At 41.0% G+C, this 14,919-nt stretch carries 16 protein-coding genes and 1 pseudogene; 4 read left to right on the top strand and 13 right to left on the bottom strand.

The features are described from left to right. Nucleotides 1-168: 168 nt before the first annotated feature. Both csaA and BSO02S_RS25005 read right to left on the bottom strand, forming a co-directional pair. Nucleotides 169-498, bottom strand: a complete 330-nt coding sequence (gene csaA / locus BSO02S_RS25010; RefSeq protein ID WP_024030839.1) for a chaperone CsaA — start codon at nt 496-498, stop codon at nt 169-171. 196 nt (nt 499-694) lie between these two features. Continuing rightward, nucleotides 695-1,054, bottom strand: a complete 360-nt coding sequence (locus tag BSO02S_RS25005; protein WP_235847009.1) for a hypothetical protein — start codon at nt 1,052-1,054, stop codon at nt 695-697. A 288-nt stretch (nt 1,055-1,342) separates the two neighbouring features. Here BSO02S_RS25005 and BSO02S_RS25000 point away from each other — a divergent pair. Then, nucleotides 1,343-2,556: pseudogene (locus tag BSO02S_RS25000) on the top strand (site-specific integrase). Between the two features lie 82 nt (nt 2,557-2,638). Here the strand turns inward: BSO02S_RS25000 and groL are convergent. Both groL and groES read right to left on the bottom strand, forming a co-directional pair. Then, nucleotides 2,639-4,273, bottom strand: coding sequence for a chaperonin GroEL (groL, locus tag BSO02S_RS24995; RefSeq protein WP_066074444.1), 1,635 nt, complete (start codon nt 4,271-4,273; stop codon nt 2,639-2,641). A gap of 52 nt (nt 4,274-4,325) precedes the next feature. Beyond that, nucleotides 4,326-4,613 carry a co-chaperone GroES gene (groES, locus tag BSO02S_RS24990; RefSeq protein WP_066074442.1) on the bottom strand — a complete coding sequence of 96 codons (288 nt, stop codon included), beginning with the start codon at nt 4,611-4,613 and terminating at the stop codon, nt 4,326-4,328. Nucleotides 4,614-4,994: 381 nt separating this feature from the next. Between groES and BSO02S_RS24985 the strand changes: the two genes are divergently transcribed. Next, nucleotides 4,995-5,717: a CPBP family intramembrane glutamic endopeptidase gene (locus BSO02S_RS24985; RefSeq protein WP_066074437.1), complete on the top strand. Its 723-nt coding sequence runs from the start codon at nt 4,995-4,997 to the stop codon at nt 5,715-5,717. Continuing rightward, the gene (locus BSO02S_RS24980) at nt 5,714-5,914 is read left to right on the top strand and encodes a YdiK family protein (RefSeq protein WP_066074434.1); all 201 of its coding nucleotides are present in this window, start codon (nt 5,714-5,716) and stop codon (nt 5,912-5,914) included. Before BSO02S_RS24985 ends, BSO02S_RS24980 begins: the two co-directional genes overlap by 4 nt. A gap of 295 nt (nt 5,915-6,209) precedes the next feature. On the opposite strand, the gene BSO02S_RS24975 is transcribed toward BSO02S_RS24980, so the two are convergent. The 5 genes from BSO02S_RS24975 to moaC all read right to left on the bottom strand — a co-directional run bounded on the left by BSO02S_RS24975 (nt 6,210) and on the right by moaC (nt 9,572). After that, nucleotides 6,210-6,914, bottom strand: coding sequence for a cytoplasmic protein (locus tag BSO02S_RS24975; protein ID WP_066074431.1), 705 nt, complete (start codon nt 6,912-6,914; stop codon nt 6,210-6,212). Nucleotides 6,915-6,929: 15 nt separating this feature from the next. Further along, a complete protein-coding gene (locus tag BSO02S_RS24970; RefSeq protein WP_066074428.1) occupies nt 6,930-7,652 on the bottom strand; it encodes a polymer-forming cytoskeletal protein in 723 nt (240 codons plus the stop codon). Nucleotides 7,653-7,664: 12 nt separating this feature from the next. Further along, on the bottom strand, nt 7,665-8,288 hold the full coding sequence (locus BSO02S_RS24965; RefSeq protein WP_066074425.1) for a YhbD family protein: 624 nt from the start codon (nt 8,286-8,288) through the stop codon (nt 7,665-7,667). Nucleotides 8,289-8,393: 105 nt separating this feature from the next. Beyond that, entirely contained in the window at nt 8,394-9,053 is a 660-nt protein-coding gene (locus tag BSO02S_RS24960) for a redox-sensing transcriptional repressor Rex (RefSeq protein ID WP_066074422.1), read from the bottom strand. 21 nt (nt 9,054-9,074) lie between these two features. Continuing rightward, a complete protein-coding gene (gene moaC / locus BSO02S_RS24955) occupies nt 9,075-9,572 on the bottom strand; it encodes a cyclic pyranopterin monophosphate synthase MoaC (protein WP_066074419.1) in 498 nt (165 codons plus the stop codon). A 183-nt stretch (nt 9,573-9,755) separates the two neighbouring features. Between moaC and BSO02S_RS24950 the strand changes: the two genes are divergently transcribed. Next, complete coding sequence (locus tag BSO02S_RS24950) at nt 9,756-11,675, top strand: ABC-F family ATP-binding cassette domain-containing protein (RefSeq protein WP_066074416.1); 1,920 nt, start codon at nt 9,756-9,758, stop codon at nt 11,673-11,675. A 399-nt stretch (nt 11,676-12,074) separates the two neighbouring features. Here BSO02S_RS24950 and tsaD read toward each other — a convergent pair whose 3' ends face one another. Genes tsaD through tsaE form a run of 4 tightly spaced genes read right to left on the bottom strand, consistent with a single transcriptional unit; the run spans nt 12,075 to nt 14,717 of the window. Beyond that, nucleotides 12,075-13,100, bottom strand: coding sequence for a tRNA (adenosine(37)-N6)-threonylcarbamoyltransferase complex transferase subunit TsaD (gene tsaD, locus BSO02S_RS24945; RefSeq protein WP_066074413.1), 1,026 nt, complete (start codon nt 13,098-13,100; stop codon nt 12,075-12,077). Then, the gene (rimI, locus tag BSO02S_RS24940) at nt 13,097-13,546 is read right to left on the bottom strand and encodes a ribosomal protein S18-alanine N-acetyltransferase (RefSeq protein ID WP_066074410.1); all 450 of its coding nucleotides are present in this window, start codon (nt 13,544-13,546) and stop codon (nt 13,097-13,099) included. Before rimI ends, tsaD begins: the two co-directional genes overlap by 4 nt. Nucleotides 13,547-13,557: 11 nt before the next feature. Beyond that, nucleotides 13,558-14,265, bottom strand: a complete 708-nt coding sequence (tsaB, locus tag BSO02S_RS24935) for a tRNA (adenosine(37)-N6)-threonylcarbamoyltransferase complex dimerization subunit type 1 TsaB (RefSeq protein WP_066074406.1) — start codon at nt 14,263-14,265, stop codon at nt 13,558-13,560. Continuing rightward, complete coding sequence (tsaE, locus tag BSO02S_RS24930) at nt 14,262-14,717, bottom strand: tRNA (adenosine(37)-N6)-threonylcarbamoyltransferase complex ATPase subunit type 1 TsaE (protein WP_066074403.1); 456 nt, start codon at nt 14,715-14,717, stop codon at nt 14,262-14,264. The genes tsaB and tsaE overlap by 4 nt, the downstream gene beginning before the upstream one ends. Between the last annotated feature and the right edge of the window lie 202 nt (nt 14,718-14,919).

Raw genomic sequence — 14,919 nt, 5'->3', positions numbered from 1 at the left:
GATGTTATTTTTTATTTCTCATTAAATTACTTCCATTTACATCTGTTGAAAAACCAACTTTACTCCTTCTGGAAGTAAAGCACCCGTTAGAGTTCGTTGCCGACATTTTTGCAAGATAGCACCGTTACTATTTTACTGAAAACAAGTAGGATGTTCCTTTTATCATGCCTATGCTATTGGTGTTCCATTTTTAACAGATTCATCTGGCTTTAAAAGTACCACGTCACCTTCCTCTGGTACACCTCCAATTACCAATACCTCCGATTTAAAACCAGCAATACGTCTTGGAGGGAAATTTACTACTGCAACCACCTGATGTCCAATAAGTTGTTCTGGTGTATATCTTTGTGTAATTTGTGCAGAAGAATGTTTAATACCAATTTCTCCAAAATCAATTTCTAATTTTATTGCAGGTTTTCGTGCTTCTGGAAAGGGTTCTGCGTTAATAACAGTACCAATACGGATGTCCAATTTCAAAAAGTCCTCAATTGTTACCACAAATTTAGCCTCCAGTCATTTACAATTAGTACCATCTTAACAAATTGAATCAAAAATTTAAATCATCAAATAATTCAGCTCGATTTTTAAACACAGTTAATCATCTCTTCTACTAAACTGCCGCTTTAGACTATACTCCTTCTTGAAGTCAAGCACCCGTTACTTTAAGTGTAATACTTCACAATCTCAATTCACTTCAGGTTGATTTATCATTTAAATCATATTTATATATTGGGTTTATACACTCCAAAATGGATACTATTGCGTTATTGTATCCAGACATTTTTTCTATCTCTCTTTCATCTGTAAATTCTTCTTTTTCAAACTGTACTGCAAGTGTGTTTATGATAGTTAGGTACTTGTTTACAAGTTCACTCTCGTCCATAACTTTAACATCCACAAGCATTTCATTATAAGCTTGAAGTTCGCCCTGATTGTTATATTGATACTCAATTTTATCGAATATGGTATTTGTATTAGTAAAATGTATTTTCCTTTCAATAATATCAACCATTGAAAATTGAATCATTTTCTTATTTTCTTTGATATCTAACACCCACTTTTTAATAAAGGTTAAGGTATTTATTCTCCATTGTTTTTAACAATACCTTCTTAAGCTAACCTGCGGCGTTAGTTTAAGCGTAAACCTTCACAAACTTATTCTCATATTAACATAGCCATCCTAAATACATTCGTTCACTAAGTAACATGTTCTTTTTTATTTGGCGTTAAACCCTATCCCCTTATTTGCTGTACTAATTCTCTTAGCCTTATGAATTATTAACTATCAAAATGGAGATAATGGATACCTGCACCAAACTATAAAAGAAAGTGAGGATATTAAATGAAAGGACATTTTTACAAGAGAGGTTGTAAGTGCAAGAAGAAAAAATGTACTTGTGGTTCCAAATGGGCTTTTACCATCGATATTGGAATAGATCCGATTACTGGTAAAAGGAAGCAAAAGGTAAGGAGCGGTTTTAAAACTAAGGAAGAAGCGGAAGCAGCTGCTGCCGCGCTCAATCATGAGTTAAATCAAGGATCATATGTAGAGGAAACAGACCTGACCTTTTGTGAGTTTGCAAATCAGTGGCTCCCCATCTATAGGGAAGCAAAAGATGTGAAACCCGGAACGATTCGAGTCCGGATTCATGAAATCAATAAGTTGTTGCCCTACTTTTCTCAGCTGAAATTGAAGGACATCACAAGGAAGAGATATCAGGATGCTTTGAACGATTTAAAGGACAGAGGATATTCTGATAGTACAAGGGAAGGAATACATCGAACTGGAAAAATGATTTTTCGGAAAGCATTAGAGCTGGAGCTAATCAAGAAAGATCCGACTGAGTTTGCCTATCTAAAAAAGGATAAAAAAACAATTGAACAATTGGAGGAAGAGGAAATTCCAAAGTATTTGGAAAAGGAAGTTCTGGCAATTTTATTGTATACTGCTAAGAATCAAGGATTAGAATTAGACTACTTAATATTCCTTATCCTCTCCTACACAGGCATTCGTGTTGGTGAATTAGTAGCACTCAAGTGGAAAGATATTGATTTCGTGAATCAGACAATCAGCATTACAAAAACGTATTATAATCCCAATAATAATACGGTTAAGTTTCTATTGGTGACACCAAAAACGAAAAAATCTCGAAGAAAAGTCGTAGTCGATGAGGTTGTGATAGAGGCATTAAAGGATCATAAAGAAAAGCAAGAAAAGACCATCGAACAATTAGAAGATGCTTATAATGATCTGCACTTTATCTTTGCAAAAACTGAACGACAGCCTGGATATCCAATCGTTATCAAAATGGTACAACTTAGAATGGCAAGACTGCTGAAACTGGCAAATTTAAATGCTGAATTAACCCCACACTCTTTACGACATACCCATACATCACTTCTTGCAGAGGCTGGTGTATAGCACTTGAACAAATTATGGATAGACTTGGTCATTCAGATGATCAAATCACCAAGAACGTCTATCTCCACGTTACAAAAGAAATGAAAAAAGAAGCTTCCCAAAAGTTTGCACAACTAATGAGAAGCCTCGATTAAAATCCTCTATGTTAGCAAAATGTTAGCATTTCACTTTCACCTTACATACAAACCCATACATATCAAGGGTTCAGACGGCTTATTACATCATGCCGCCCATTCCACCCATACCGCCCATGTCAGGCATACCCATGCCTGCACCAGCTGGTTCTGGCTTGTCAGCAACAACTGCTTCAGTTGTTAAGAACATAGCTGCAACAGATGCTGCGTTTTGAAGTGCTGAACGTGTAACCTTAGTTGGGTCAACGATTCCAGCGTCGATCATGTTTACCCATTCGCCAGTTGCTGCGTTGAAACCTGTTCCTACTGCTTCACGCTTTAAGCGATCAACGATAACAGAGCCTTCAAGACCAGCGTTGTGAGCAATGGTGCGAACTGGTTCTTCCATCGCACGTAAGACGATGTTGATACCTGTTGCTACGTCACCTTCAGCTTCAAGTGCCGAAACCTTGCTGTACACATTAAGAAGGGCTACACCACCACCGGATACGATACCTTCTTCAACTGCAGCACGAGTTGCGTTTAATGCATCTTCAATGCGAAGCTTACGCTCTTTAAGTTCAGTTTCAGTTGCAGCACCAACTTTGATGACTGCCACACCGCCAGCTAATTTAGCTAAGCGCTCTTGTAATTTTTCACGGTCAAATTCAGAAGTTGTTTCTTCTAATTGAACGCGGATTTGGTTGACACGAGCCGCGATTCCAGCAGATTCGCCTGCACCTTCAACGATAGTTGTGTTTTCTTTTGTCACAACAATTTTAGAAGCGCGTCCTAAAGATTCGATTGTTGTAGTTTTCAATTCACGACCAAGCTCTTCCGTTACCACTTCACCACCAGTAAGGGCAGCGATATCTTCAAGCATAGCTTTACGACGGTCACCGAAGCCAGGTGCTTTAACAGCAACAGCATTGAATGTACCGCGAAGTTTGTTCACTACTAATGTAGAAAGGGCTTCACCTTCAACGTCTTCAGCAATCAATAATAATGGCTTGCCTTGTTGAACAACTTGCTCAAGAACAGGAAGGATTTCCTGGATGCTTGAGATTTTTTTGTCAGTGATTAAAATATATGGATTTTCTAAGACAGCTTCCATTTTGTCTGTATTGGTTACCATGTAAGCAGAAGTATAACCACGGTCAAACTGCATACCTTCAACTACATCCAATTCAGTTGTGAAGCCTTTAGATTCTTCAATTGTGATAACGCCGTCGTTGCCAACGCGCTCCATTGCTTCAGCGATTAACTGACCAACTTCTTGATCATCAGAAGAAATAGCCGCTACTTGAGCAATTGACTCTTTTCCTTCAATTTGTTTAGAAATCGTTTTTAATTCTTCAACCGCAACAGCGACTGCTTTTTCAATCCCTTTACGGATACCCATTGGGTTAGCACCTGCAGTTACGTTCTTTAAGCCTTCGCGAATCATCGCTTGAGCAAGAACAGTTGCAGTAGTTGTACCGTCACCGGCAACATCGTTTGTTTTGCTTGCTACTTCAGCCACAAGTTTTGCACCCATGTTTTCGAAAGCATCTTCTAATTCGATTTCTTTTGCGATGGTTACACCGTCATTAGTGATAAGCGGTGAACCAAATTTTTTCTCAAGAACCACGTTGCGTCCTTTAGGTCCAAGAGTAACTTTAACTGTATCTGCTAGGGCATCAACACCACGAAGCATTGCGCGGCGTGCATCTTCACTAAACATAATCTCTTTAGCCATTGTTCAAAAACCTCCTCAAATGTTTTCAAGCTTTTTATTTTTATCGGTAAACTTATGCTCCTACTACTGCAAGAATGTCGGTTTCGCGTAAGATTAAATATTCTTCACCTTGGTATTTTACTTCTGTACCGCCGTATTTAGAGAAAATAATACGGTCGCCTACAGCGACTTCAAGTGCTACTCGTTCTCCGTTTTCAAGGACGCGGCCAGTGCCAACAGCAACAACTTTTCCTTCCTGAGGCTTTTCCTTCGCTGAATCCGGTAATACGATACCACTTGCGGTTTTTTCTTCTGATTCAACAAGCTCAATGATAATGCGGTCACCTAATGGTCTTAACAAATCAAACAACCTCCTCAAAAATATATGTAATTCTGACATTTTAGCACTCTCTAACCATGAGTGCTAACACAATTATTATCATAATGAATCTTCGTTTTTTTTGCAAGTATGAAGCATAAAAAATCAAAAAAACATTTTTTAGTTTTAACCAACAACCCATTTCACAGAATGGGAATGGAATTATAGAAGGGATATCCTGTTTGCAACCTTATTAAGTATGCGAAAAACAGGATTTTCTATACCTCCTATAAAAAAAGTTCTTCTAAATTGAAACTGTACCGGTTTTCAGAGTAGAATAAATGATAGTGTAGACGGATTCGTCTGTAAGTTATAGAGTTATTGGTCAACTTATACAGAATGGAACTTAAGGAGATTAACAATTTGAAAAGGGAATATTGGATTATTATCATAGTTTATATCGGGATGCAGCTTTCGAGCTTAATCGGATTACCCCTATCAATGTGGGCCTTTAAATATTTCGGGAAAAGCCAGAATCTTGCTGTTCCTTTTTGGCTCCTTGCTAGTTTTTTGATTGCTTTAATAATTATTCTTTTCCTATTACGGAAGGAAATGAATACTCGAAGCCTCGATGAAAAGGGCAGTTCCCCTACTCTTTCAGTGATGTGGGCAATTGGGGGAGTCTTTTTAGCATTATTTGCCCAGTACGCTGCAGCCATTATTGAGAGCCTCTTAGGGATTAAAATAGGCTCTGAAAACACGAAGGATATCCTAACCATTATCAATGCCTTTCCGCTGGCTATCATTGTTACAAGTATCATTGGACCGATTCTAGAGGAAATTGTTTTTCGAAAAATTATTTTTGGCTCCCTTTATAAACGCTATAATTTCTTCATCTCAGCGTTAATCAGCTCGGTGATCTTCGCCTTGGCCCATATGGAGCCCGTTCATATTTTGCTTTATTCTGCCATGGGCTTTACGTTTGCCTTCCTATATGTCAAAACGAAACGAATCTTGGTGCCGATTTTTGCCCATGTTACAATGAATACCATGGTTGTCTTGGTCCAATCGGTTTACAAAGACGATATCGACAGACTAAGGCGGGAGGCCGAGGCAATTCAAAACTTTATCGGAGGCTTCCTATGAAACGTTCACCATTGTTTTCCGGATTGATTTACATCCTGTTGGGCGGGTTATTTACCTACTTCGCCGTTGACGATGTTCAAAAAAACGGCTGGGGCTTTTTCAGCTATCTATTAATCATCTTAGCCACCTTTGACTTTGGCTCTGGCTTAAAGGTAATTACCTTTTATTTCAAACACAAGGATAAACTGAAGAAATAAGAAAAGTGGAAGCTTCCATGGCATCTTTGGATAAAATTGCCGGTTAAGCACAGGGTTTTGTCTTAATAAGGGCTCTTTGAGGACAAAATTGCCGGTTAGGCACGGAGTTTTGTCTCTAATAAGGTCCCTTAAAGACATTTTTGCCGGTAAACCACGGTGTTTTGTCTTTAACAAGGTCCCTTGAAGACATTTTTGCCGGTATGCCACGGAGTTTTGTCTTTAATAAGGGCTCTTGAAAATTTCTGTGGCATAGAATCCTAAATTATTAATCCTTCGCAGCCATTCCATTTCCCCTTTAGATCTTTGTCTTTGTTTTTATCGTCGCTCGCGAATCAACAGTCAGATCCTTCCGATATTCGACCAATCCGATCTGGCAGCCGGGTCCAAGTTTAACCATATTGCCACGCACAATTTCAGCTTTTGTGTTTTCAAGGTAGATCTCATCCCCTTCGATTACTTTCGCAGTAAGGGTGCCTATCTCTTTACCGAAAGGAAGGAGCGAATTCTTTCTCTTTTTCACCGTTATTTTCCCTCCGCCAATTTCTTCAGCTGAGCTCTCACCAAAGCGCAATCCAATCTTAATCGTATCCGCCGTAAGCAACCCCTTGATTTCAAAGCCGCCGCTTGAGTCGAATGTCTCATATTCCACATCCCCGTCGACGGAGATACTGCCTTTAATAACCGCCACATCCCCAGAAAGTCTTTCGCCCACTTCCAGCAAACCGAAGATCTTTATCTTTTTTAAATGGGCATGGTTTCCGACCGCCATCGTCCCCATCACGAGCGTTTCTTGTGCCTCCATATTCCCTTTGACTTCTGCCTCACCAAATATTTTTACTGACCCCGTTGTGAGATTTTCAACGGCCTCGCACGTTCCATAGACATGGAAAACAGCACATTCGACATCATTAACAATGGTCCCTTCGCCTCTGATACTGATTTTATCGTAACGGCCGCCGGGGTAACTTCCCGAACCATTAATAATTAGGTTTTCGTTCATTTTCTATTCCCCCTTTTAAATCTGTCTGCTTTCGCCAACAACAGCATTTTTCTCTTTTGAAAATTCCTCTCTGTATTCCACCATACCAATCTGACAATTAGCGCCAATCTTCACCAGATTCCCGCGCACGACCTTGGCAATCGTATTTTCCAGTTCAATTTTATCCCCTTCAATTAACTCCGTTTCAAGCTGTGTTTTAAAAAGCGGTTTGAATAACGTTCCGATGAAGGATGAACCCTTCTGTTTAACGGTGATGGTTTGCCCGCCGATTTCCTTTGCCTTACACTCCCCATAAATCTTAATGTCGATTTGCTCGGCATTTAACAGTCCGCCAATCGAAAACTGCGAATCTGCTTTGAAAATTTCTGCTTCACAATCTTCACCAACAGTAAATGTACCCTTGACTTTAATTTCTTCGCCTTTAACCTTTCCACCGACAGAAGCTTTACCTGAAACCTTCAAATGTTTCACATACAGGTTGTTATCAATTTTTGCCGACCCATCAATTGTTAGTTTCTGACTGTCTAAATTTCCTTTGAACCTTGCATGCCCGCTAACCTTGGCTTTTTCCGAAATGACATTTCCATTGACCACACCAGAACCATTGCATTCAAATTCGATGCAATCCAAATCGCTATTAACCGTCCCTCTCCCATTTAAGGTGACAATATTGAACGTTCCGCCGTTCGATGCCCCGAAACCATTAATGACCAAGTCTCCTCTGCTTTTCTTCTCCATCGTCATTCTCCTTTATAATAATTTCGCCTTAATTTCTTCCATACACGTCATCAACGGCAATGCCGCAACCATTTTCGTTCCCGGTTCAAAATGGACGGCCTCTGCGTTAATCAATAACAGACAGGAGGATACACCCAGCTTTCGGGTAACCACCAATTCACAGCTCTTTTGTTTGATTTGCGGTGCATTGTCCTTTAACACATGCAGCACCATTTTCCCCTCATCCAAATTAATCTCGCCCGATTGCAGAAGCTTTTCTAAAACAAACACTTCCAGCATTCTTGAAAAATGAAATTGGTGGCTGCCTTTCTCTACTTCTAAGTAAAAATCGACAACGCTTGTCGAAACAATGTTTCGTTTTATCAATTCATCCCTTGAATAATTTAAATTCGTAACAGTAGGGGAAAACATGTCGGCAAGTTCATCTAAAGACAGATCCTCTTTCAGCGTTTGAATCTTATCGATTCTTTCTAATACTTTTTCCTTTGGAAAAAATGTTTCTTGACCGGTAAACGTTGATTTCCTCACAAACCACTCTTCCGGAATAAGGTCCTTTCGCTTCCATCGATATAACTGCCCATAGGATATTCCGGCCAATTCTAACAGGTCTTTCTTCGAGATTAACTCCTCGCTCATCATAAAAACCCCTTTCTAAAATAGAATGTAACATAACACTGTTACGCATGTAAAGTAGCAAATAAAAAACCTCTCACGAAATTTCGCGAAAAGGTCTTGTTTCATTTATTCTTCTTCTTCCACTTCAACTGTTGGATAATGTTTCAAAAAGTAGATTAGTGATTGCAGTTCAACTGCCAGGTCGATATGATGAACCCGAATCGACGGCGGGACATTTAACCTTGCTGGGGTGAAATTTAATATCGCTTTCACATCCGCTTTGACAAGACGATCGGTAATCATCTGTGCGGCAGGAGCGGGAACCGTAAGAATCGCAACGGCTATATCAGCATCAAATAAAACCTTTTCTAATTCATCGAGATGATAAACCGGCACCTCGCGAATCATCGTGCCCATCTTTTCAGGGTCCACGTCAAAGGCACAGACGATTTTTGTGTTGTTATTTTTCAAAAAGTTATAGTTTAAAAAGGCTGTACCAAGATTACCAACCCCAATTAACGCAACCTGTGTTAATTCATCTTGGTCTAAGGTTTTACGAAAGAAGGATATTAAGTAATTGACATTATACCCATAGCCCTTTTTTCCTAAGGCACCAAAATAAGAAAAGTCGCGGCGGATCGTTGCCGAGTCTACTTTTACCGCTTCACTTAACTCTGCAGAAGACACCCTTTGTTTGCCGGAAGTATGCAGGTTTTTTAAAAATCGATAATAAAGGGGCAGCCGTTTTGCTGTCGCCTGTGGTATTTTCATTGAATCATTAGCCATAATCTCCCACACCCCATGATATTATTTAACTTGTTCTGTTCTCTTAAAATCACCGTTTTTTCCGCCCGTTTTCTCAACTAAATAGGTCGGTCCAATCACCATACCTTTATCCACAGCTTTACACATATCATAAACGGTTAAGGCACAGGCAGATGCAGCTGTTAACGCTTCCATTTCCACACCTGTGTTCCCTTTTGTTTTCACAGCTGTAGCAATGTGCAATTGATAATCATCCTGCGGGTTCTTTTCCCACGAAAAACTAACATTGATCCCTGTTAACGGAATTGGGTGGCACATCGGAATGAGATCCCATGTCTTTTTCGCCGCCATGACCGCTGCAACCTGAGCCACTGCCAAAACATCGCCTTTTTTCATTTCATGATTGGTTATCTTTTCATAAATTTCTTTACTCACGGTTATGCTGGAATGAGCAAGCGCCGTACGCGCCGTTTCCGGCTTATCACTGACATCGACCATTTTTGCACGGCCTTCTTCATTAAAGTGTGTAAATTCTGCCATATTAAAATCCTCCTACCCACTCAAATCATACACTATTTTTCCATAAATGTGTGTGAAACTTTGAACGAACACATACATTTTTTGTCGAATTCGGTTGGCTTGGTTCTTGTAAACCATCAGCCTTTTATTGCCGACCTTCCATGAATACGGTACACTGATTGTATGTAATAGAGGTGAATGAGAATGATTTTGCTGCAAGTCAACCAACTACAAAAATATTATGGTGCTGACCTTATTTTATCGAATATAAAGCTGGAATTACAAACGCGGGACCGCGTCGCTCTTGTTGGGCGCAACGGTGCCGGGAAATCGACATTATTAAAGATTATTGCCGGGCACTTGTCACATGATGGCGGTGAGGTCATCAAGCCAAAAGAAGTGACCATCGGCTATTTAGCCCAAAATACTGGTTTAGAATCGAGCCTGTCAATTTGGAATGAAATGTTGACCGTTTTTGAGCCGCTCATCACGATGGAAAAGTCACTTCGCAAACTGGAAGAACAGATGGGCGATTCGAGCGTGATTGCCGACAATGGAAGGTATGAACGTATTCTTAAAGAATATGATGTGCTCCAGGTTAAATTTAAAGAACAAGGCGGCTACCAATACGAAGCCGATATTCGCTCCGTCCTGCATGGTTTAAACTTTCACGACAGTTCCCTTTCCATTTCTAGTTTAAGCGGCGGGCAGAAAACCCGGCTTGCCCTTGGTAAGCTCCTATTAACCAAGCCTGATATCTTAATTTTGGACGAGCCCACCAACCATCTTGATATTGATACCCTTTCCTGGCTGGAGCAGTATTTACAAGGTTATGATGGCGCCATTTTGATTGTTTCCCATGACCGTTATTTTCTAGATAAAGTCGTCACCCAGGTCTATGAAGTATCACGAAGGCAAATTGGGAGGTTTACCGGAAACTATAGTTCTTACCTTGAGCAAAAAGCGGCAAATTATGAGCGCGATTTGAAGGTTTTTGAAAAACAACAGCAAGAAGTTGCCGATCTGCAAGACTTTATTCAAAAGAACCTTGCGCGGGCCTCGACAACGAAACGAGCCCAAAGCCGACGGAAAAAGCTTGAGAAAATGGAGTTGCTTGACCGTCCCTCTGGTGATGAAAAGTCGGCAACCTTCTCGTTTGAAATTGAAAAACAAAGCGGCAATGACGTGTTAACAGTCGATTCACTTGCAGTGGGCTACAATGATGAAATGGTTTCGGAGGCCATCTCCTTTCGGGCCTATAAAGGGGAAAGTATTGCGCTGGTTGGCCCCAATGGAATCGGCAAATCAACTTTGTTAAAAACAATTATCAAAAAGCTGCCGGCACTGGCCGGTACGATTCTGTACGGGACCAACCTTTCAATCGGATATTACGACCAGGAACAGGCGGAATTAACCTCCAATAAGCGTGTCCTGAATGAACTTTGGGATGATTATCCTTTTAAAAGTGAAAAAGAAATCCGCACCGTCCTAGGTAATTTCTTATTTTCTGGTGACGATGTCTTAAAAATCGTCTCCACCTTAAGTGGCGGTGAGAAAGCGCGCCTTGCCCTCGCGAAACTGATGCTGGAAAAAGCAAATGTGTTAATCTTGGACGAGCCAACAAACCACCTTGATCTTGATAGCAAGGAAGTTCTTGAGAATGCTCTAATCGATTACCCTGGGACGATATTGTATGTTTCCCACGATAGATACTTCATTAACCGGATTGCGACAAAGGTCTTGGAATTGAGTCGTTATGGCAGTACAGAATATCTTGGGGATTATGACTATTACTTGGAAAAGAAGCTGGAGCAGGAAGAACTAGCCGCCTTAACGCTTGCGGCCTCAACTAAAAAGGCTGCTCAGTCAGAAGCAGAAGAGAAGAGTAGTTATCATCAAGATAAGGAAAGCAAGAAACAAGAGCGGCAGCGGAAGAGGAAAATAGAAGAAATAGAGCAGCGAATTGAAGAGCTCGAGGAGCAAATCCAAGGGTATGAGCAGCAACTATGCGAACCAGCTATTTTTCAGGACCATGAAAAAGTATTGGAAATCAACTTAAAAAGCGAAAAAGCGAAAGCTGAGCTTGAGCAATTGATGGAAGATTGGGCTGAGCTAGCTGAATAACTACTAAAACCGGGCAATTGCTCGGTTTTTTTCTTTGGTTGAAAAAGGATAGGAGCAATTATTCGGGGGTTATTAACAATAATAGCGGATATTTCGACAAACTTCTGATAACTATCGACAAAATCCAAGAAGATATCGACAAATTTTTAAAGGTTATGAACAATTTTTAAGAAATTACCCACTTTTCCACAGGCTTATTCACATATTAGATGGACTATTTTCAGGCAGTTTTTATACTTTTCCACATTGCCCACAATAAACATCATTTTTATCCACATTATCCACAGTACCCACAGACTTATCCACATTTATTTCAATTTTCACAGATTTCCCATAAAAATTATCCACAAAAAGAGGCTGCCCTCCAAAGGTCGTTACGAACAACCTTTTAGGTCAGCCTTAATGATTATATATTTCAATATCCAATCCAGGATTGGCATTCAGGGATAGGTCCGCCCGGATTCCCCTATCGAACATCACGCTCCCGGCAGCAGCAATCATCGCCGCATTATCCGTACATAATGAAAGAGGAGGAATCACTAACTCAACGTCAGGCTTTTCCGAGAATTCTTTTTCCAATGCCTGCCTAAGCCCTTTATTTGCAGCGACACCGCCGGCTACTACTACTTGTCCGACACCATATTCCGCGACTGCCTTTACTGTCTTCTTGACTAGCACTTCAATCACGCTTGCTTGAAAGCTGGCCGCCAGGTCCTCTGGCATAATTACTTCACCGCGCTGCTCGGCATTGTGTACCGTATTAATCACGGCTGACTTTAAACCGCTAAAGCTAAAGTCATAGGAGCCTTCCTCTAACCAAGCCCGCGGCAAATTAATAGTCGGGCTTCCTTCCTGCGCCAACCGGTCAATGTGCGGGCCGCCAGGATACGGCATGTTTAAAGTTCTTGCTACCTTGTCATAGGCTTCACCTGCGGCATCATCCCGCGTTTCACCGATCACTTCAAAATGACCATGTGCTTTCATATAAACAAGCTCCGTATGCCCTCCTGAAACAACGAGGGCCAAGAGCGGGAATTTCATTTCTGTTACCAGCCTGTTTGCGTAAATATGCCCCGCGATATGATGGACGGGAACAAGTGGTTTATTATGGGCAAAAGCGAGTGCCTTCGCGGCATTGACACCGATTAACAGGGCCCCCACTAAGCCCGGGCCTTCTGTAACAGCAATCGCATCAAGCTCAGGAAAGGTCAAATTTGCCTGCTTCAATGCTTCCTCAATGACAATGGTGATTTCCTCCACATGGTGGCGGGAAGCTATTTCAGGGACCACTCCCCCGAAGCGCTTGTGACTTTCGATTTGCGAGGCGACCACATTCGCTGTTATTTCGCAGCCATTTTTAATAATCGCCACTGCGGTCTCATCGCAGCTTGTTTCTATTCCTAGTATCCATTGATCTTTTTTCATAAATTCACCCACATCACTAAACCATCTTCCTGGTTATCAGAATAATAATTCTTCCTTATCCCGCCATCTTGAAAGCCCAGTTTTCGGTAAAGAGATTGGGCAACATGATTGGTCACGCGGACTTCAAGGGTCATGCTTCTCGCTCCCATCTCACGGGCAACTGACATCATTTTTTGCATCAATGCTTCCCCAAGCTTCCTGCCTCTATATTCAGGCAGAATCGCTACATTCGTTACATGGGCCTCATCAATCACAATCCAGGCCCCGCAATAGCCAAGGATTTTTTCCTTTTCCTCTAGAACAAGATAAACCGCAAATCGATTCGTGCGCAATTCATTATAAAATGCTTCGCGGCTCCATGGCAACGTAAAGGAAGCCTGCTCCACTTCTAAAATCTGATCAATATCCTCTTCCCTCATATCACGAAAAACATAAGAATCTACCATTTCACAATTTCCTATCCATTTAAGATTTTTCCCTTCGCTTCTAACCACTTTGCTTCAGCCTCAGCCAAACGGATATAATTCGGAACAAAGGAATGGACGTCTTCCCCCTGTTTATCTCTTCCTAACAAAGCAAGTTCTGATGGACGGGGATTCTGTTCAGTTAGGCTAGCAAAAACAGCCTTGGAGCCTAACAGCTCTTCAATCTTCGTTTGATGAATGGGTAAATCATTTCCGACAAACAAAATCGGTTGGCTCCTAACCGATAATTCAGCAGCCCAGTCGGCTAACATCACCAACTGATCCGCTTCCACGGTGGTCAGCACACCGTTTTCAAACTGATATAAAGCCGTATAGACCTGCCCTCGTCTGGCGTCAAATAAAGGTGACACATAGCCATCAAAGTACCTTCCCGTTCCTGCTGCCAATATTTCTAGGCTTGAAATACCCACTAGGGGAATGTTTAGCGTCCACGCTAAGGTTTTGGCAATCGTAACCCCAATTCTTACCCCTGTATAGGACCCAGGTCCCTTTGCGACGATGATTTTCGTTAAATCCGCTGGCACCCTTTCACAATCCTTCATTAAAGTCTGAATGGCTGGCATGATTCGAACAGAGTGGTTCTTTTTTAAATTAGTAATATATTCGCCGATTACTTGATTATCTTCCAAAAGCGCAACCCCTAAGGCATAGTTAGAGGTATCAATCGCTAAGATTGTCATGAAAAAATCTCCTTACATAATTGCTCATATCTTTCTCCCATCGGTTTTAATACCATTCTTCTCTGGTCCTCTTCCTCACGATATAAGAAGATGGTCAGTCGTTCCTGTGGAAGCTGCTCCTCAATTAAATGTGCCCATTCCACTACTGTAACACCCTCACCATCAAAGTATTCATCAAAACCGAGGTCTTCAAAGGAATCCGCTACCCGGTACACATCCATATGATACAATGGCAGCTTTCCCTTATACTCTTTAATGATCGTAAATGTCGGGCTATTCACGGTTCTCTTTATTTCCAATCCCTTCGCCAACCCTTTTGTAAAGGTTGTTTTGCCGGCGCCTAAATCTCCCTCAAGCGCAATGACATCACCTGGTTTTAAAAAGGCAGCCAATCTTGCTGCGAATTGGGAAGTTTCCTCAGAATTCGTTGTCTTCAGTTCCAATTGTTTCATCCAATCACCTTTTTATCTTAACATAGCGATACTATATCTTCATTTTACCTTAATATCTGCAAAAAAAACCTTAGGATGTCTCCTAAGGATGCCTATTTCATATGTAGTTTACATCATTTTTACTATTTGAGCAAAAAAGTCTGCTTTTTATAAAAATCCATAAAAAAAGACGAAACCTAGTTTCGTACTAATTTCAATAATA

Origin of the sequence: Neobacillus soli NBRC 102451, assembly GCF_001591665.1 — a bacterium.
In the GTDB taxonomy this organism is placed as follows: domain Bacteria; phylum Bacillota; class Bacilli; order Bacillales; family Cytobacillaceae; genus Neobacillus; species Neobacillus soli.
Note: the sequence above shows the minus strand (reverse complement) of the source record. Positions and strands in the feature narration are given on the sequence as shown.